Annotated in this window: 15 protein-coding genes; 3 read left to right on the top strand and 12 right to left on the bottom strand. The window is 62.7% G+C overall.

Annotated features, from left to right (window positions below; translation table 11 throughout):
- Positions 1-46: 46 nt before the first annotated feature.
- The 5 genes from ACX80I_RS17285 to ACX80I_RS09860 form a co-directional block, all read right to left on the bottom strand.
- The gene (locus ACX80I_RS17285; RefSeq protein WP_525929868.1) at positions 47-697 is read right to left on the bottom strand and encodes a KpnI family restriction enzyme N-terminal domain-containing protein; all 651 of its coding nucleotides are present in this window, start codon (positions 695-697) and stop codon (positions 47-49) included.
- 102 nt (positions 698-799) lie between these two features.
- Positions 800-1,525 (bottom strand): protein NO VEIN domain-containing protein, encoded by a 726-nt coding sequence (locus ACX80I_RS09875; protein ID WP_459344940.1) that lies wholly within the window; start codon positions 1,523-1,525, stop codon positions 800-802.
- A gap of 103 nt (positions 1,526-1,628) precedes the next feature.
- Complete coding sequence (locus tag ACX80I_RS09870; protein WP_459344939.1) at positions 1,629-3,287, bottom strand: DEAD/DEAH box helicase; 1,659 nt, start codon at positions 3,285-3,287, stop codon at positions 1,629-1,631.
- Positions 3,288-3,457: 170 nt separating this feature from the next.
- Positions 3,458-4,864, bottom strand: a complete 1,407-nt coding sequence (locus ACX80I_RS09865) for a hypothetical protein (RefSeq protein ID WP_459344938.1) — start codon at positions 4,862-4,864, stop codon at positions 3,458-3,460.
- A gap of 146 nt (positions 4,865-5,010) precedes the next feature.
- On the bottom strand, positions 5,011-6,318 hold the full coding sequence (locus tag ACX80I_RS09860) for a DNA cytosine methyltransferase (protein ID WP_459344937.1): 1,308 nt from the start codon (positions 6,316-6,318) through the stop codon (positions 5,011-5,013).
- Positions 6,319-6,534: 216 nt separating this feature from the next.
- On the opposite strand from ACX80I_RS09860, the gene ACX80I_RS09855 reads away from it, so the two are divergent.
- On the top strand, positions 6,535-8,232 hold the full coding sequence (locus ACX80I_RS09855) for a nuclease-related domain-containing DEAD/DEAH box helicase (RefSeq protein ID WP_459344936.1): 1,698 nt from the start codon (positions 6,535-6,537) through the stop codon (positions 8,230-8,232).
- Here the strand turns inward: ACX80I_RS09855 and ACX80I_RS09850 are convergent.
- The 3 genes from ACX80I_RS09850 to ACX80I_RS09840 form a co-directional block, all read right to left on the bottom strand.
- On the bottom strand, positions 8,219-9,298 hold the full coding sequence (locus ACX80I_RS09850) for a hypothetical protein (protein ID WP_459344935.1): 1,080 nt from the start codon (positions 9,296-9,298) through the stop codon (positions 8,219-8,221). The genes ACX80I_RS09855 and ACX80I_RS09850 overlap by 14 nt on opposite strands.
- Before the next feature lie 2 nt (positions 9,299-9,300).
- Complete coding sequence (locus ACX80I_RS09845) at positions 9,301-9,990, bottom strand: DUF6308 family protein (RefSeq protein WP_459344934.1); 690 nt, start codon at positions 9,988-9,990, stop codon at positions 9,301-9,303.
- A 389-nt stretch (positions 9,991-10,379) separates the two neighbouring features.
- Positions 10,380-11,333 (bottom strand): reverse transcriptase family protein, encoded by a 954-nt coding sequence (locus tag ACX80I_RS09840; RefSeq protein WP_459345156.1) that lies wholly within the window; start codon positions 11,331-11,333, stop codon positions 10,380-10,382.
- 1,164 nt (positions 11,334-12,497) lie between these two features.
- On the opposite strand from ACX80I_RS09840, the gene ACX80I_RS09835 reads away from it, so the two are divergent.
- Positions 12,498-13,343 (top strand): protein NO VEIN domain-containing protein, encoded by an 846-nt coding sequence (locus tag ACX80I_RS09835; protein WP_459344933.1) that lies wholly within the window; start codon positions 12,498-12,500, stop codon positions 13,341-13,343.
- Between the two features lie 384 nt (positions 13,344-13,727).
- On the opposite strand, the gene ACX80I_RS09830 is transcribed toward ACX80I_RS09835, so the two are convergent.
- Positions 13,728-14,552 (bottom strand): glycosyltransferase family 8 protein, encoded by an 825-nt coding sequence (locus ACX80I_RS09830; protein WP_459344932.1) that lies wholly within the window; start codon positions 14,550-14,552, stop codon positions 13,728-13,730.
- A 51-nt stretch (positions 14,553-14,603) separates the two neighbouring features.
- A complete protein-coding gene (locus ACX80I_RS09825) occupies positions 14,604-15,986 on the bottom strand; it encodes a D-arabinono-1,4-lactone oxidase (protein WP_459344931.1) in 1,383 nt (460 codons plus the stop codon).
- 122 nt (positions 15,987-16,108) lie between these two features.
- On the opposite strand from ACX80I_RS09825, the gene ACX80I_RS09820 reads away from it, so the two are divergent.
- Positions 16,109-17,023: a 2-hydroxyacid dehydrogenase gene (locus ACX80I_RS09820; protein ID WP_459344930.1), complete on the top strand. Its 915-nt coding sequence runs from the start codon at positions 16,109-16,111 to the stop codon at positions 17,021-17,023.
- 4 nt (positions 17,024-17,027) lie between these two features.
- Here ACX80I_RS09820 and ACX80I_RS09815 read toward each other — a convergent pair whose 3' ends face one another.
- Positions 17,028-18,053, bottom strand: a complete 1,026-nt coding sequence (locus tag ACX80I_RS09815; RefSeq protein ID WP_459344929.1) for a glycosyltransferase — start codon at positions 18,051-18,053, stop codon at positions 17,028-17,030.
- Positions 18,047-18,850, bottom strand: coding sequence for a glycosyltransferase (locus tag ACX80I_RS09810; RefSeq protein WP_459344928.1), 804 nt, complete (start codon positions 18,848-18,850; stop codon positions 18,047-18,049). The genes ACX80I_RS09815 and ACX80I_RS09810 overlap by 7 nt, the downstream gene beginning before the upstream one ends.
- Positions 18,851-19,084 lie beyond the last annotated feature (234 nt).

Genomic DNA, 19,084 nt, shown 5'->3' with positions numbered 1-19,084 from the left:
CTCTCGCACGGCCAGGATATTCCGAGCAACGGCGCTCTTTTACTCGCTAGTGTTCCGGCCGGAGCTGGTCTGTAACATCCTGTCGACGATCAGACGGGACTCGCAGGTACGCCGCCCACGCGCGGTCAAGCTCGGTTAGACCTCGCCTCCCACGCATCATCCAACGAATGAGTCTGCGAAGCTCTCCGGGACTAAGGTCCCTTGCAGCCGTAGCGGCGTCCTGAACATCGATGGGTGTTGCAACTCGCCCTGACCTACACCGTTTGCATTCAGTTACGAGGGCATCTGCTTCCCGACCATCGAAGGTACGGATGGTGCGGCGCGAGACCGCGAGAACGGCTGTCATAACATTGTCGTCTGGGTATGGCTCCGCACCCGCGATTCCGCACAGGGTACACATGTACCCGTCTCGTGCGAGGACCGCCTGTCGCTCCTTGCTTGAGAGAGTTTTTTGCGGCGCAGCATTCCTCCGCTCCCGCGGGTCCCACACTGCTGCTCCAGCCTTCACAAACCGCTGGTCTTCGGCGAGCAAAGATGCATCCTCATTGCTCGAATGCACAACCCACCCGTAGTCCCTTAGATCCCGAATCCTTCTGTCTATTTGAGAAACACCGGGAAAAGCATTCCGCAGCTCGGTTTTCGTGAAGGTACCGCCCTCACCGACCACCTGCAGAAGCCAGAGAGCCCCCCGAACCATCGACCCTGCCGTGGACTCAGGGTTGTCCCAAGCTGATTGTTCCATGCTGTTTCCCCAATCTCATGTCGCCGACCTGCTAACCCTTTACCGATAACGCTCGCGCTACTGCGCCGTATGCCAAGGTGGAAGCTTGCTCGCCGCGTCCTGTCCAAGCTGCGGGACTTGGTGCTCGATAATTTCCGCTGGTATTTCGAGCTTGCACGAGGCCCAGCTCCCGAAGGGCCCCGAATCACGTGGGACGTTTGCTGCAATCCATTCCTGGGGCACAGACCCCACTCCGATAATCTCGTGTTTGGCGGTCAGCCGCACGGCGACCAGCACCCATTGCTCATCGCGGAGCATCACACTGCACTCGTGCCGCGACAGATATGCCGTAAATCGTCCGGCCCGGGTTGTGCTTTTGACCTCGAGGTGAGCGGACACCGTGCCCTGGGCGAAGGCGATGTCGTATCCGAACCCATCAGACCATGTCGACACATGGTCGACGCGGCCGTTAGTGCCTTCCCTGAGTAAGGTGACGAGCGCTGCTTCGCCCGCAGCACCCACCCGCTCACGCACAGTGGTGTCGACCTTGCCCCAACTGGTAATCAGCTGCTCATACACCCCGTTCGAGTCGAGGCCCAAAACGTCGCCGGCCGAGACAATGTCCGAGGGCAGCTCGTCCGGTGATCGAACGAGCTCGTCAGCGTCCTGTACCCAGGTAGGTGCTGCGTTCTCGAAGATTGCACCCAAAATCAAATTCGCCGGAGGGATCGGGGGTTTCCTTGGTTCAAGGAGCTTCAGGTCGCGCAGCCAGCCAAGCGCAGTGGCGTACTGAGTGGGCGACAAGTCGCTGTACTGTCTGTGGGTCGTCAGTAGGGCTTGAGCGCGTGGGACGCCACCGCTTGTGGGCAGGATTTCCAGCCACCGCCTGGCAGCGAGCAGGACCGGTTCAGGTGGAAGACGCATGCAGGTGGCCCATCAATGCCTGAAGGTCGCCCTTGTCGAGACCTCCACCCACGGGGGGTTCCTCATCCAGATCTGCGAGCTGCTGCACCGCAGGGTCATCGAGGACACCGCCCATGAATGTCAGCTTGCTGGCAAGCCGTGCCGCAACTACCTCATCGATAGTGCCTTCTGAGGCCAGGACTGTAATGCGGGTTGCGACGTCGGGCTTTAGCCCCAGACGGTGGATCCGATCGAGACTTTGCAGGAAGCGGCCTGCAGCGAAGTCACGGTCCACGTACACCGCGTCATGGCAGTCATGATGCAAACTGATCCCTTCGCCCAGCGTCGCGGGATTGGACAGCAGCACCATGCAGTCGGGGTCGTCTCTAAACCGCTGAATCTGCTCTTCACGGTCAGGGGTACCTCCGTGCACCATGGCAGGGCCAAACTGTGCCAGGATCCGTTGCAGAGTATTGAGGCTGCGAATGAAAGTCGACCACACGAGGGTCTTCCGACCCTGAGCGGCGTTATCACGCACGATCGCGAGCACTTCCTGATACTTCGGCGACATTTCGTAGGCAGGTAAGTCCTGCATCAACTGATAAAGCGAGGACCGCTGTGGTACTGCAAGCGGGGGAACCTGATACGCCAGCGGTTCATGTCTGGTAGTTCCGACTGCGAGAAGAGCAGGGCTGGTTGCAGCCATGAGCATGTAGACCAGGATCCGACCGAGAGCCTGAAAGTCTCCCTCGTGTCCCGTTGCCCGGGCAGAGAATTGGCCGACGAGGGCCTCGTAGATCTCGGCGTGCAAAGGTGGCAACGCAATGGTCCTGAGCGTGGTCTCCACTGGCGGCAAATCAAGCTCGCCTTTCGTTGTCCGCGTGAAAAGCGGCCGAAGCGCGCGGCTCGCCTCGGCGAGATTGCCACCGTTAACTGCCCGGAGAACGCTTTGGCGACCAGTTCCCGGCCACACAAAGCCGAAGAGGTTTTCAAGATCTTTGACGCCGTTTGGTGCTGGTGTCCCAGTGAGGATAAGCCGGCGCTTGCTGCGGGGACCGAGAGCGAGGCAGGCTGCGCCATATGCCCCATCTGCCCCAAGTTTCATGCGGTGGGCCTCGTCAAGGATAATCATCGAAGACCGCTCCGTGAGCCAGCGGCTAAGCGAACCAACCAAGTTCGGGATTCGCTCGTAGTTGACGATGATTGCTTCCGCTGAACTCGCCGGGGCACCGTCGACTACTTCCAGAGACAGCGCCGACTGGAAGCACTTGGTGTTCTCGTACTGCCATGCGCTGTAGCTCGACTTAGGTCCTACAATCAGCAACCGCTCGATACCCTCCCGGCGGCGCAGGGCTTGAAAAACCGCCAGCCCAACTCTCGTTTTGCCGGCGCCAGGGACGGAGAAGTTTGCGCCGTGCCGCAGCGACAACAACTTGGCAACGTCGCGGCGCTGGAACAGCGTGAGATCACCGATCCATTCGGGCCCAAGAACTTCGGGGACAGACTCCGCCTCCACGGCTTCTGGTGCGTGTGGAGAATCGAGTTGATGAGAAAGAGTCTGCGCGTCGTGCAATGAGTCGACCACAAGCGCCTGCAAATGCGTGTCCCAGACCACTTCGCCGTCGGCCGTATACGGCCACTTGCTGAGGACCTCAAGGTTCATCAGGAGGTCGTCGAGCTCGATCTCGACGCTACCTGGCGACCGCCGCGTACTGCTCCGGAAGCCGACCGCGAGTCTACGAAGATCCTCCTCCAGCCCGGGCCGGACAAGAAGCCGGGCTCGCGTCGCGTCGACAGCGAGACTAAGGGTGAGGCTCGGACCATTGACTGACATTATCGGGAGCGGACTGCGCTGAGGAGCCAGGCAACGCCTTCCCCGGGGGCGGGAAAGGTCCGTCCTGCCTGGCGGGCGAGACTTTCGAGACTATCGCGGAGCACGATGAGTGCGTCATCGAAAGCTTCGTCGTCGAGGGCTCGCTTTGCCTTTGCCTCCGCGAACTCGCTCGCACACTGTGTAACGTAGTCCGCTGCGTCGGTTAACCGCTCGGGCACTGCGGTTTGCCGCTTGACGAGCTCTGCGTTTTGCCCGGCAAGCTTTACCGCCACGGCAAATGTGTCGCGCGCCTGCTTTATTACCGTTGATGCTTTCGCTATGTCCTCGGGGGTCGAACTCTTGTCATCGTTGGCCACGGCCTTCGCCTGGAGAAGTTGATTCGTAAGAGCTTCGGCGGACGCAGAATCGTTGCTCTGATCCGGCAGTATAGCTCCTGGAATGCCCGGAACTGACAGCTTCTCTGAGCGGGGCATAGTCGACTTAAGATCCTCCGGCAGACGGCTTTGAAGGTACCGCACGTGAAAGTCTGCCTCTGCGAGACGCAAGGAGGTTTTCGGGTAATCCAGAAGCACCATCGCCAGCCGTGAGTGCATGAGCCGCTTAGCTGCATCGGAGTCGGTTGTAGCCAACTTTGTGTAGTCGCGGTGGAGCTCGCGAAGCTTCTCCTGGTGCTGCTCAAAATCAATCAGACGCAGGGCTGCACCATCCGGGGTTTTACTGCGGTCGATTGCATCGAGTATGAGCGCGTAAACCCAGCGGTCGCGTTGCAGCGTAGCTGGTTTGATGTTGAAGTCCCTAGCAACGTCGGTTTCGGAGCGGCCGCGCCCCAGTTCCTCGTCGATCGCGATCAGACGGTTGATGTAGGAGTAATCACGCCGCCGGTCTCTGCGCAGCTGGAGGGACAACTCCACCGTGTTGATGTCTTGACGCGAGGTGTCATCCGGCAGAACGCCGACCCTAATATTTCGCTCGCCGAGATCGCGCAACGCGGCAGCTCGAGTGTTGCCGTCGACCAGGATCCCATGCGGGCTCACGATGCCAGCCTCGCGCTGACCGACATCGTCCAGCTCGTCCATCAACGCCGTGTAGTCAGGGTCCCGCTGATCCGGGTTCGCAGGCCGCTGCCTAAGTAGGTCGTGGAGGTACTCCTGGGCTATTTGCCCCCAGGGATCCTCGTCAATTGCTTTATCGCGTTCCGGATCGAGCGTTCGCTGAGCGCGGATCCGGTGAGTGTCCGGGTTGAAGAAAAGCATATCGACCGGCATAGAGATCACATACAGATGGCGTGGCTCACCACGCCAGTCGATCGTGATCTTGGCGCCGTCTTCAGTCATTGCCTGTTTCAGGCGCTGACTTATGACGGCTTTGATCTCCTCCCCTTTGGGAGGTATGCCGAAGTCTGTCACTGAGAAAATCCTCGCGCTGGTTCTTGATGAAGTGTGCCAATACCCTGACACTCGAAGCCTATCGGCCGCCTCCGCAATACTGCTGGAGGACCTAGTGTGGCGCGGTTGCTCAGGAAACTAACTATGTCGAGCGAAGGCCAGTTCGCTCAGCTAATTTTCGAGCGTAGACGGTCGATCGCGAAAGCCTCGTGGCGGGCGTGGCCCTCCTGCCCGCGGAAGGCGCGCCACTCCCCGAGCTTGTATGTGGGTGTGCCACCGCGCAGACGCACCTCGACGTCGAAGTCGCGGCGGATGAAGCCCACCCTGCGCTCAATCTCCAGGTCGGCCAGGGTTCCTCGGAGCGCTTTGCGCAACCCCGCGAGCGAGATAAAGCCCCCATGCTCTCGTAGCACCCGGTACACCTCGTCATGGCTGACCACACCATGGATGTTGGTCGAGGTTACTTCCTTGCGCAGTGCCGACGCGATGGCGACCCCAACGGCACGCGCTACCGGCGGGGGGAACGCATTGCCGATTTGCCGGTAGGTCGACGTCTTACGCCCTTTCCGTTCAGCGAAGTCCCACTCATACTCTGGACCCCACCACCCCTGAATGCGCGCAACCATCTCATTCGTCAGCTTGGGGATGAAGTCACCCGGGGTGTCAGGACCAGGTGCCGCATCCGCAATTCCGAGGCCATCAACGCCCAATAAGCGCCACTCGCGCTTCGCACGGGTCGGGCCAAGATCGGGTCCGCCGTGCTTTTTCGAACCACCGACGATGGTTGGAGCCACTCGATTGGCCCTCATCGCCCAAGCCTCCGCACCCGGCCAACCGTTCTCTGCCATCAGATCGTAGAGGGCAGCGCCCACCGTCTGTGTGGAGGGAATCGGCTCCGGCCACGCGAAGTATGGTGCAAACTCTTCGCGCAGCGCTACAAGAATGAAACGAGGCCGTAACTGCGGGACACCGTAGTCCCTCGCCTCCAGAAGCCGCCAGTCAGCCCGATACCCCAACTCGGCGAACCTATCGAGTACGGCCTGTCGATAACCGGCAAAGCGCGGCATCGACAGCCCACGGACATTCTCAAGCAGCACGGCGTCAGGCATCATTCGACCCGCCGCCTCGACAGCCCACGCGAACAGGTCACGCTCATCGGATGAACCCAGTTGCTTACCGGCGATTGAGAACGGCGGACACGGCACACCACCGGCAAGTAACGACACGCCTACGTGGTTGGCGGGGTTCCACACCGACTCGTCAGCGACGTCCCCAATGGCGACCTCCGGCTCCGGGTGCCCCTCGCTAGCCGCGAGGCGGGATAGGTTGCGCTTAAGGGTGTCGGCCGCGGCATGGTCGATCTCGACCGCCAGTGTGTGTCGGAACCCAGCGAGATGAAGGCCGAGGCTTTGGCCGCCGGCCCCGGCGCAGATTTCGACGGCGGTCAGCTCGGTGGTGCGTTTTGTCCATTGCATGATGGCTCCATTCTGGCAGGGCTCACCGACTCTCTCGAAACGCTCACCGCATTCATGCAGCTCGATGCAACCGACTGCTAACCCGGCTCTCGGTCCTGAACGTGCAGGAAAATCACTAGCCGTCATGGCCATAGTGGCAGGACTTGCGTTGACGCCGCTGTTGCCGCTGAAGGGGTCGTGCAGACGGTACGGTGAATTCAAATTTTAGGGGGAGCTATGCGTTCAATTCCGGCCGAGCCCGAGTTCACTGAAGCTCAGTCTGCCGAGAGGGCTGCGTGGGAGAGGCTACGCCAGGACCTGCCAGGTAATGCCGTCGTCGCCCACTCCGTGCAGGTGCGTGACGGTCGCGCGGAGTGTGAAATAGACCTGCTGGTGTTCTGGCCCGGCGTCGGCCTTGCTGCCATTGAAGTCAAGGGTGGCCTCGTGTCGATTGAGGGCGGTCAGTGGTACCAGTCCGGCGGCACCGACGGGCGGCACAAGATTCAGAGCCCCGTCGTCCAGTCCCAGAGCTCCATGCATGCCTTTCGCACCTGGATGGAGAAACAGCTGGGTAGCCGTGTTTCGAGCAGGTTCGCGTACATGGCGTGCTTCCCCTACACACAGGTTCCACAGCAGTGGGAGATGGCGGGTTGTGCTCGAACCCTGATTCTCGACGCGGATGACCTCCTCTCCCCCGCCATTCGTATTCGTGAAGCCATCGAGCGCGAGGGCGGTGGCACGAATCCGTTGGCCACCTCTTTTATGGAGCGCATGCTGCCGAAGTTAGGGCAGCTCGAATCAGTAGTTGACCCGTCCTATTCAGCCCGCGAAGCGGAGGACAACCAGGATCACCTCACCGAGCGCCAGGCGATCCTCCTCGCCGCCACCCGCTCACTGCCTCGAGTGCGGTACGTGGGCGGGGCAGGAAGCGGTAAGACCTGGCTGGCCATCGAGAAAGCCAAGCGGATGGCAAAGGAAGGCAAGCGGGTCGGCCTTCTCTGCTACAACAAGGGGCTCAGCCAGCACCTCCGGAACCAGGTGCAGGGCTGGCGCCAGGCAGCCCCGGTTTTCACGGGCGAGTTCCACGAATATGCCCTCGCACTCGGTGTACAGGACGGCAAAGGACAGGAGTACTTCGACGAACAGCTTCCTCAGGAGCTCCTGGTTCTTGCGGAGTCCCTGCCGCAAACGGAGAAGCTCGACGCCGTCGTCGTCGACGAGGCACAGGACTTCGCCCCGCTTTGGTGGCAGGCCCTGAAGATGTGCCTGAAGGACCCGGAGGCAGGCGAGATCTACGCTTTCATGGACGACCAGCAGGACGTGTACCGGCGCTGGAAGGCTCACACGCTTGAAGAGGGAACCGCTCCGCTTGCCGACCTTGTCCCGATTCACATCGATGACAACCTCCGCAATACCCGCAGGATCGCAGAGACCTTCAAAGGCTTCGCTGGCCCCCACTTCAGACCCAGAGGTGCAACCGGCCTGCCTGTCCGCCGTGTCCGCTGCTCAACCGAGGACGCCCTCGACCTGGCCGGGGACTGCGTCGATGCCCTCATCGAGGAGGGCTGGGCCGCAAATCAGATAGCGCTCCTCACCACTCGCCACCGCCATCCCGTGCACCAGGAACACTTCGACAACGGCACCATTGGCGACTACTGGCGCGAGTTCTATCAGGACGACGCCGAGTTCTACGGACACGTCCTCGGGTTCAAGGGTCTTGAACGCTCCGTCATCATTCTGTGCGTCAACGGCTTCCGCGATATGGAACGAGCGGCCGAGCAGCTGTACGTCGGGCTGTCTCGAGCGAGAAGTCTTCTCGTCATCGTCGGTGACGACGCCGAGATTACGGCAGCTGGCGGCCGAAAGCTTGACCAAGCACTGCGGAGTGCCGAGCAATGGCTCCCCGCCGCTAGTACGCCGGCTACTTGGGTCTGACGTCCGTGACGACCGCAACGAGACGTCTCACGGATTCGAAGGACAGCTCGGACAACGGTACATTCGGGCGGCGTTTCCATTCGGATTCGCGCAGGATTGATGCAGCGCGGTGGAAATCCTCAATCTCCTTGAGATGCCTGAGAAATGCGCCCATGCGATGGTGGTAAGCATCCGATCCGGCCGCTTTCGGTATTGCCGTGAAACTGAGTTCAATGGACGTTGAGCTCGCCGTGTAGTGATAGACGTAGACGTGCCCGGTTGTGCCGGCATCGTCCAACACGATCTGAAGGGACCCGGCCGGCACGCCCTTCTCCCGCTTCACTGAACCGACGAACGGAATACTGCGGTGCCGGGCCTCTTTGAGGAGTAGATCGAACCTGGACAAGTTCTCCGGGTCGTTGTCCCGCATCCATGAACGACATTCTTCCTCGGTCCAGCGCCCATGGGTCCGCTCCGCAGCGGCAGTCTTCGCCTCGGCGAGTTCCTCCCCGTACGTGGTCGGCAGGAGGATCTCGGTGTGCTCGGTCAGCAGCCGCTTGTACGCGACGGCAATGACCGATGTTGCCGGTCCGGACGTCGCGTTCAAGTACTCGACGATGCGCGTGAGGTCGTCGTTTATGGCGTCCACCGCCAGCACGATATTGAAGCGCCCCTCTTTCAGGTTTTCAGCGACGGCGCTGGCAAAGTCGGGATTCGCCGAGACGACGCTGTCGGAGAGACTTATGCCCGAGCGAGCGAGCCATCGCTGCTCAAACTCAGCCAGCGGCATTCGCCAAAACGCTGATGCGTAGTCGAACATCTGCCCGATGATTTCGCGCCGCACCTGGCGGTTCGAGGCGAGCTTGCACTCGACCAATGTCAGGCCGCCTGCCTGATCCACAACGATCAGGTCGGCAGGGCCTGCACTCGACTGCACCTCCTTGCATGCAACGGCGTCCTCTCCTACCCCCGGGATGAGACCTGGATGGTCGGCAAGAATTTGCTGCAGGTCGGCCTCACGCTCGTAACCGACCTGGGACGGCTCGCTCCAGGAGCCACCCAGCGGACGCACGAGGATAGAGGACATCCCTACTCCTCGGGATCAGCTATGTCATCGTCATTGTCAGGCTCAATCCCAAGCTCGATGCCATGCATCCAAAGCACGATGTCCATCACTCGCAGCGCCGAGATGTGTTTAGGAGCATCAGCGGTCTCGCGTATAGCCTCCAGCCGCTCAGGGAGATCGGTACCATCAGTCAGCGCGGCGTGCCATGTGGTCCACTGGCCTCCGGAGTCCTTCAGTCCCATGAGGGGACGAACCACGGAGTCGTAGATAGGGATCAGACGCGGGCGTTTGCGAGCCATGATCTTGCTTGCCCGAGTGGGGCCGATGCCCCACTGCCCGTACTTCCTGCCCCGTAGAAGACGCCACAGCTCGTCTGCGGGATTACCCGTTGCATTCAGCTCGTCGATGTCCGTATCCCAGAGGTCGACGTCAGCCGGAAGCTGACGAAGCAGGTCAGCAATTTCGTCGGCGTGCTTCTCCAGCAAACCGATAGCTGCGCGTCCCTTGATATCCACCGACAGGAAGGACACAGCTACCAGGTCGTCGGCAGTGATGAGGTCAGCAACGTCCGGCCGATCGCCGCCCCCCGCCCAGTCATCGAACCGCGTCCCCGTGCGAGGACTGGAATTGCCCGCGATAGGTCGGTAGTACCGTCGGACCAGGTCCGCGGCCTGGGTCACGTGGTCTTCGTCGAGGATTGCAGGATAATTCATGCTGCTTCTTCCTGTAGGTGTCGCCGTGCCAAACACTGGCGGCTCCGGTCAGCAAGGCAACGTCGTTGCCGTGCTAGCTTCTTGCCTGACTACCGCCAACAGTGCCCGCAGCTTCCACTCAGGCATTCTCATTAGGGCACTTCGTACTCCGCCACGCCATTGTCAGAACTAAGCTTCTTTCCTTCTACCATGGGGCAACCTGCGATGACTATCTCCGGGTGCCTGTCGATGCTGATTGGAACACCATGCTGTCCATGATCAGCCACACCCATACGCACAAACAGGACAGCCCACGTTTCGACTCAGATGCTCTTGTTTGCTCGTCCGCCGCAGAAGATATTCATTACGCACAAAATGTTCCGATCTCCCTGCGCAGAGGGCGAGCTCGTTCATGGCACCTCCCGCGGCGGCCCGAGCAGCCTGCCAGCGGGAGCACTTGAGATAAAGTTCCATTTTTGCCGCAAAGGCGCCGCCCAGTCGGGCTGAACGTCAAGCGCGTGCGCCAACAGCCCATCGACGTGGCGAAGGTAGCTCTCAATCGACGTGAAGCCACGGGAGGCTGAATATTCAGCAATGCCGAAACGCTCTGCCCCGTATACGTGCCATTCAATTAAGCGCTTGAAGTCGTGCCTGAGTCTTGGATACTCGGAATCCACGAGCATCCCGAGCACTAGGAGGCGGCTTCCCGGAGGCCGAATACGTATCTTGTCCTCGTTGAGAGTGAAGCCGTGCGCAGCAACCTTGCTTCGCACCTGCCTGACAATGCGAAGTGCCTTCGATCGCGAGAAGGTCCCGGAGGATGAAAAAATCAAATCGTCTGAATACCGGCTGTAACGGAGATTCAGATGTCGGGCGAATAACACAAGCGACTCGTCCAAAGCGGCGGCAACAAGATTCGCTAGTAACCCGCTAGTCGGCGCTCCTTGAGGCAGGAACCGCGCTCCCCCTTCACCTGCTCGCCTAGTACAGATGAACGCCAATTGCGAGGAAAATTCCTCCGTCAGACCAATGCTAGTGAATGCCGCCGCAACCCGAACTGCGCTGACCGAACCGAAGAAATCCTTCAGGTCGAGCTTGACCAACCATCTAGCCGGGGAATGTACCCTCGCACAATCGGTGACGGATACTCCCCTGTGATAAGCGAAGCTTTGTGATGCCCGTTGGGGGGCCGACAAGATATTGTCTAGAATTGACCGCTGCAACTTCCCAAGATCACGCGAAGGAGCAGCAATGATACGGAGGGCGCCGTTCCGTCCTTTCGGGATACGAAACTCAGTATATGGATCCACCTGACCCCGAATAAGATCGAACAAAGCGGTCTCGGATACTTGAGTCTTTTGCATGAGCTGCTGCAGATTCGTCAGTTCCACCGCTCCCCCAAAGGTCCAACTCGTGAGCGATGCCGACGTTTCCGCAAGAGACCGCTGCCGACTACTCAGTATCTACCAATCAGAACCATCATCAAACAAGAACCGACACAATTGGGCGGCCCAGCGCTTCGCGAGACGCTAATAGGGATAGCCGATCTATCCGGAGTAATCGGCCTGCCCATGCTAGGCGCCAACGGCCTCCTGCTATGCGGACTGTATCTTCCTGTCCTACCTCGGTCAATTCGGCCAGATCGTGTCTTCACAATCTGATCAAGCCGTCCTCGAAGCGGACCTCGCTGAATCATGAGAGTGGTCTCCGTACAGCACCGGCTTTCAGTGATCGTTCAATTCCTCACAGACGTCCCGGCTGCACGATCACTGGTGATGACCAGCTGACGTGGCGCGTACGCTGTTGGTTCCAGGCTCCCGTGATGCTCTGGGAACCCATCTCCTCGTACCTTGGCGGTGCTCAGGACGACCACGAGAGCCGCCGCACGTCAGGTTCGAGTAATTCTTATGGATGGGCAGGAGTCCCGACTTCGGGATGAGCTTGAGAACCTTGTTGCAGATAGAACATTTTCCTTCGATGTTTTGTCCCTCGACCGACTTCCGGTCCTCGATGCGTTCGCCCGAAAGGTCGCAGCTCCTGCCGTTTGGTGCTACGTGATCCGGCACGATCAGCTCGAATTGAAACTTGAGTCTGGCACCACACAGGCGGCATCGTTTCTCGGCGCCCGGCAATCTCTCGGTCATCCAATCAGAGTACGGATTTGACTGATAGTACGGGGGTTTGCAGACGAAGGCTTCACCAAGCTTTTGAGTAGCTTCTCGGACGGCTGGATCACGCTGATTCCCGGGCAGGTCGGGCCCGCGCGCCCAGGAGAGTCGGATGCACGACGGACGACGGCAGTTGGGGTGCTGGCGCTAGGAGTGTCCCGACGGCACGTTCTAGCCCTCCGGCTCCGAGGTCGTGTGCTGAGCTTCTACACCGTCCGAGCACCGCATGGGTTTGGGACGGAGCGTCATAATCCGGATACGGGGCTTGATCAAATCCCGGCGGGTCGTCAATGACGCAACCATTTGCAGCCGTGTTCAGAGCCGGACGTGCGCGGTGGATAGCTCACGTATCCTGGCTCGATGGCTGAAGCACGAGGTAGTGACTGGACGGACGCGGAGGTGGGCGCCATCGTTTCCAGCTATCTGGGGATGCTGCGGCTGGAACTGGCCGGGGAGCCGTTCAATAAGGCTGAGGAGAACCGAAAGCTTCAAGAGATTATTGGCCGCACCAAGGGCTCTATCGAGTTCAAACACCAGAACATCTCAGCCGTCATCATCGAAGCCAAGGGCATCCCCATTGACGGCTACAAGCCGATGCGGAACGTCCAAGACCGCCTACGCACAGCGGTCCTCGATGCCTTTCAGGGTGACGCCGAGTTGCGGCAGCTCATGCTCCGCTCGGTTGAAGACACGGTGCTGCCGATGAGCGGTCCTGCAGATTTGCTGTTCCAAGCGGACGCGCCAGTTCTGGAGCTGACCAACACGAATGGAAGGCATCCCCGAGCGGGGCGCTTCGTCGATTTTCAGCAAGTAGAGGCTCAGCGAAGGGATCTCGGCTTAGCGGGGGAACTGGCGGTCGTCGCCCACGAACAGCGCACCCTGAGGAACCTTGGCAAGACGAAACTCGCGGATCGGGTAGAGCACGTGTCCATCACGCATGGTGATGGATTGGGCTATGACGTGCGATCTTTTAGGCCGTCCGGTGAGGAGAAGTACATCGAGGTCAAAACGACCCGAAGCATCAAGCAACTTCCGTTCCTGGTCTCACGCAACGAGGTCGAATTCTCGACTGAAGTTCCCGACCAGTTTCACCTGTACCGCGTGTTCCAGTTCGGCAAGCCCCAGGTGGGCTTCTACAGCCTTGCAGGTTCACTGCGAAGCACAACAAAACTCGACCCAGTGGTCTATCAGGGACGGCCAGCCTAACCCAGCGGCGAGGGAGAGTGGAGGGAGTCGAGCCCGCAATCCTCAGCCAAAAGGCTTATCCGGGTCACAACTTCCGCTATCTTCGTCGTAGATCCCGCAGCGGGGACCGCTGCACTGGCATTGTCCCCCAAACATCACAGGTGGATGAGCGCCAGCAGGCGGCACACAGAACCGTGGCTTTGACGTCAGTTGCCGGCCCTAAGGCGCTTAAGTCGTGTCCGCCGCTATGCGCAATGCCAGCCGGTATGGTGCTCGCAGTATCCAAGGAAAGCAAGGCGTTCGATACCAGCAGAGCCGGACTTCACCGAAGAGCGGCGCCGAATGCCGCAGGGCGAACCCCTTCACGAGGTAGCGGGGTCTGGACGACGCACCTCTGTCTGAAACTCACGAGCCGACTGGTGCGCCCAGGGCGTCGGCCGTCTCCCACCAGAGCCGGTTCACCTCGACGTAGCGGTCGGTGGGGTCGAGCGGCTTCGCCCACGGCTTGTCGATGATGTAGTGGATGTTCTTCACCGCCGCCGGGTTCCACACCGACGGGTGCTGGTGCTGCAGGGTCTTCAGCGCGTTGTACACGTAGGGCAGCGGACGCCAACGGTCGCGGTAGAACTCGTTGAGGAAGTCCTGTTCCGCGAACGGGTAGTGCGACAGATCATCCACGCCTGCTAGCCGCCACATCATGTCGGCGAACACGGCCTCATCCGGTGACAGCACGAGGAAGCCGCCGTTCAGGTAGTTGTCCGTCGCGCCCGGTTCGGTGACGTGGTCCCCGCCCCTGCAGTGCGTGTAGAAGCAGGTCTCGGGTGTCCAGCTCGGCGGATAGCTCGCGATCCGGTTGGGGTTGCACCGGCAGGCGTGGCACGCGGCGATGGCGCCGTCGGCCAGGTCCAGCGAGAACAGCTCGTCCATGTTCCGAGTCACCAGCATGTCGGCGTCCAGGAAGACGACGCGCTCGAACTCCGTGAGGCCCCAGACAGCCAGCTTGGTCCACACCTCCGCGAACCGGGCGTTGGCGTAGCTGTCCGTCGACCCCCCGGCCGGACGCAACGGTGCCACGTCGCGCAGGAGGCACCCGTCGTCCTGCAGGAGGCGCCGGGCCTGCTCGTCGATCCCCTCGGTCACCATGACCACGAGGGGGATGGTGCTGCCGGAGGCCGCGAGCGACGCCCGCAGCGTACGCACCCCGATCAGGTAGTCGGATTGAGTCAGCAAGGTCACCCAGGCGTTCATCGGTGGTGTTCCTGTCCTAGTGGGCGGGTCGGGTCAGTCGAGGAGCGCATCGGTGAAGGCATTCGCGAACCTGTGCTCCGGGTCCAGCGTCTCGCGCACCCGGCGGAAGGCTTCCCACTGGGGGTAGAGCGCCGGCCAGTCGTAGAGGGACTCGTCGAAGTACTTGCCCCAGTGGGGACGGCCGCCCTCCTCGGCCAGGGCCCGCTCCACGGCCCGGAGGAAACTGCTCCCCTCCTCGGACAGCGAACCGTCGGCCGCGTAGTAGACCACGAAGCCGAAGTAGCAAGTGTCCTGGCCGTTGGACGGGCTCAGCCATCCGTCGGACGCGCCGGTGCAGCGGAGGATCACCGGGTAGTGCATGCGAGGGCGGGTCTCCGCATGCCAGTCCTTGATCTTCCTGATGACCGCTCCGGCCTGCGCGAGCGGGATGCCGATCTCCACGTTGATCTGGGGGGTCGCGATCCCCTTGCAGAACACCTGGTAGATGTCACCCGTGACGTCGGTGAAGTCCCGGAAGCGCGACACCGTGCGGAGCGACTTGCCGTTGTCGGCGACGCCCTTGCTGTCGTCGCGGAGGTGCTGCAGCGTTGCCTCGATCGTGCTGTTCATGGACGTATCGGTCGTCGCGTACTCCACGAGCTGACTGCCGCCGGCCCGGTACCGCGACACCTCGTCGTCGGACGCCTCGTTGGCGGTCCACACCTGGACCTGGTTCTCCTGCGGGAACCACCACGCCTTGACCAGGATGTTCTCCCGGTTCCAGGTCTCCAGGTCCGTCTCGAGGGTGCCGGCGTCGACGGCCTTCTTCACGCAGGTGTAGATCATCGACTCCCGCGCGCGCAGTGTCACGGCGGTGATCACGCCCAGCGAACCGAGGCCGAGCTGGACGGCGGGGAAGTCCGGGTGGTCACGGTCGAACTCCGCGACCGTGCCGTCGGCCAACACCATGCGGATGGCCAGTGCGGCGCCGGCGATCGAGCTCTGCTGCAGGCCCTGACCGTGGGTTCCGGTGGACAGGGCGCCGGCCAGCGTCTGCTCGGCGATCACCCCGGGTGAGGCGTCCAGCATCTGCCCTCGCGCGGTGAGGAACGCATACACCTCGGCCAGGGAGGTGGAACCGGCGAAGGTCGCGGTGTCCTCGGTGCTGGAGATCAGGCCACTCAGCCTGCTCAGGTCCAGGAGCGTGCCGGCTCCGTCCGCGACCTCGATCATCCTGCCGGGCGACATCCGGCTCCCGATCATCCGGACCCGGCCGTCACTGGTGGACAGGAAGTCGCACAGCTCCGCCTCGGTGGCCGGCGCGACGACCGAGCCGGGCAGGCCCAGCCGGGAGTTCCTGGCCCAGTTGCGGAGCCGGACGTCCTCGCCGGTGAGCTCCGGCTCCTGGTGGGGGTAGGTGAGCTGTGTGATGACCATGACGAGTCTCCTGTAGAAGTTCGGTTCTGCCTTCTAAGCCGCACCGACGGGCGCGGCTGATCCATCGGGCACGGGTGTTTCCGGCCACCGTGGATGAATTTCTGGATGTCTACACTGACAAAATGACTGTCGTCTGCGTACCCGATTCGAATGCCCGCGATCTCCTCGGAGCCCTTCCCGACGAGGTCGACGTGATCGTCTGGGACGGCGAAAGCGAGAAGCCCGCACGCCTGGCGGAGACCGTCTTCTGGGTGCCGCAGGTCGAGGACTCCACCAACCTCGCCGGGAAGTTCGCCGCCATGCCGAAGCTCGAGGTCACCCAGCTGACGAGTGCCGGCGTCGAGGACATCCTCGAGCACGTCCCGGACGGTGTGACCCTGTGCAGCGCGCGTGGCGTACACGGCCCGGCCGTCGCCGAACTGGTCCTCGCCGTCGTCCTGTCCACGCTGCGTCGGCTGCCCCACTTCGGCGAAGCGCAGCGACAGGGCCGGTGGGACCCGATGGAGGCCGACGACCTGCGCGACAAGCGCGTCCTGATCATCGGCGCCGGTGACCTCGGAGAACAGACCGCGCGGCGCCTGCAGAGCTTCGACGCCGTTCCCGTGCTCGTGGCGCACACGGCGCGCGACGGCATCCACGCGACGTCGGAACTGCCGGACCTGCTGCCCGAGGCCGACGTGGTGGTGCTGACCGTTCCGCTCACCGCCGGTACGACAGGTCTCGTGGACGCGGAGTTCCTGTCCCGGATGCCCGACGGCGCCCTGCTGGTCAACGTGGCGCGCGGCAAGGTCGTGGACACCCCGGCACTGCTCGCAGAACTGACCTCGGGGCGACTGCGTGCCGCCCTGGACGTGATGGAGCCGGAGCCCCTGCCTGCCGACCACCCGCTGTGGAACGCGCCGAACCTGATCATCACCCCGCACGCCGCCGGCTCGATCGCCCAGTCCGGCCCACGGGCCTTCGCGGTGGTCAACGCGCAGGTGCGCCGCTACGTGGCCGGCGAGGACCTCGTCAACGTCGTGAAGGGCGCCCACTGAATCCTCACGCATACGCCGTGAAGTGCGGGCCGAGGGTGTCGAGCCAGGCGACCGGATGCACGGCCACGGCGTCGGCGCCGGGCCGGGCCCACGCGGCCGCGAGCGCCTCCTGCAGCGCCGCTCCGGTCCGGGCGAACGGGTAGCGGTCGAGCACCCAGCGGCGGTTCTCCGCACGGACCGGCGCCAGGGCGTCGAGGTCCTGGATCAGGGACGCCACCCGGTCGCGGATCAGCAGCGGTCGCTGGTCCGGGACCCGCCAGGCACCGTGTGCCTCGAACAGCTCGTGCCCGCCGCCGCCGTCGTACCCGACCACGAGGCAGCCCGAGGCCAGCGCCTCGGCGACCGGCAGACCGTAGCTCTCGGTGTGCCCGAGGGCGACGAAGACCGCAGAGCCCGCCAGGGTGGCGGCCACCTCCGCCCGCGGGGCCTGGACCAGTTCCACCAGCTCCACCCCGGAGAGCCGTGGCTCGTCGGCCAGCAGCCGCTTCAGCAGTGAGGCCTCGCGCGGCCGCTTCTTCGGGAACCAGCTCACCCGCAGCGGCGCGGTGGTGCCGGGGGCGAACAGCTCGCCGTCGACCGGGTTGGGCACCACGCTCACCGGTAGGCCGGGCAGCGCAGCGGACAGCACGTCGCGGCTCTCCTCTGACACCACCCAGATGGCGGGCGCCGGCGACCACCCGGGGAAATCCTCGCCCGGGGCGCCGGCGGCGAAGGTGTAGAAGTGGTTTTGGTTGAAGATGACCTTGCGGGCTCCGGGTGCCGGATCGCGGCCCTGGACGGTCGGTGTCTCCGGCAGCACCAGGAGGTCGTCTGCGCCGATCGCGGTGGTGGCGCCGAACAGCATCGGCACGTCGTCGGCGATCCAGTCGGTGCGGTCGTCCGGATCGGGCAGCCACAACCAGGCCTCCAGTCCGCGCTCACGCAGCAGCCGGACGTGCTGGCTCATCACGTGCACGCCGCCGCTGTGGTGGCGCGTGGCGAAACCCGCGTAGACGATCCGCCCCGGAGACCGTCCGAAACGGCTCACCATGCCGGAGCCGTCAGGTACCACGACGCGCCGCTCCCGGTGTTGTGGGCGGGGAACGAGTCCGGGCCGAGCCCGACGTCGGCCCGCCACCCGTCGCCCCACTTCGCGTCCAGGCCGTGGAGGATCTCCGCCCGGTTGCCCTCGGAGCTCTGACCGGTCCTGTTCATCGTCTGCCGCCGTAGGTGCGAGACGTAGGCGCCCTCCGTGACCACGCACCGCAGGCCGGCCGCCCGCACGCGGATCGCCAGGTCGATGTCCGCACCGTAGCCGTGTCGGGGGAAGGTGACCTCGTCCAGACCTCCCAGCTCGATGACGGGGGGCACCGCGAACGCTATGGCGGTGCCGTCGCAGAAGTCGACGTCGCGCAGCACGTCGCGCGGGACGTACTCCGCGGCGGTACCCGGGATCGCACGGGCCCGCTGGTGGAGCCAGAAATCGTCGTAGCAGGCCGCCGCGAGCGCGATGTCGTCAGCCGTCAAGAAGGGCGCGAGCAATCCGTCGAGGAACCCGGGCGAGAGCCGGATGTCGTTGTTCAGCACCACGCAGACCGCATGGCCATCGCGCGACGCCGTCTGCAGGGCCCAGTTCGCGGCGCCGATCCACCGCAGGTTGCGCCCCGGACGGTAGACCGAGATGTTCCCCTCGGGGAGCACGTAGTCACCTGCGTTGTCGACAACGACGATGCGCAGGGCCGGGTCGAGGTCGCTTCCGTCGCGGCACAGGTCACGCACCACCGCATCGGTCAGCTCCGGCGAGCCGAAGGCGGGGATGACCACCAGTGCCGAGGCGGCGGTCGTCAAGGGGGTCACTGCTCGGCGCGGGCGGCGCGGCCCTCGCGGTGGCCGTTCAGCGTGATGGTCAACATCGGTTCCCGTCGGGTCAGGTGGACGTGTGCCACGGCAGTGAAGACTACGGAGTAGTTCTGCCAGGCCGGGCGAAAGGATGGCTCTTTCTTGTGTGATGTGCCCCACTCGGCCTAGAGTAAATACATCGTGTCCGTACTACTTGTACGCACTCTTCCTTCCGCACACAGT

Source organism: Arthrobacter rhamnosi, assembly GCF_054510855.1.
The sequence above is the reverse complement of the archived record's forward strand: the minus strand, read 5'-3'. Positions and strand labels throughout refer to the sequence as shown.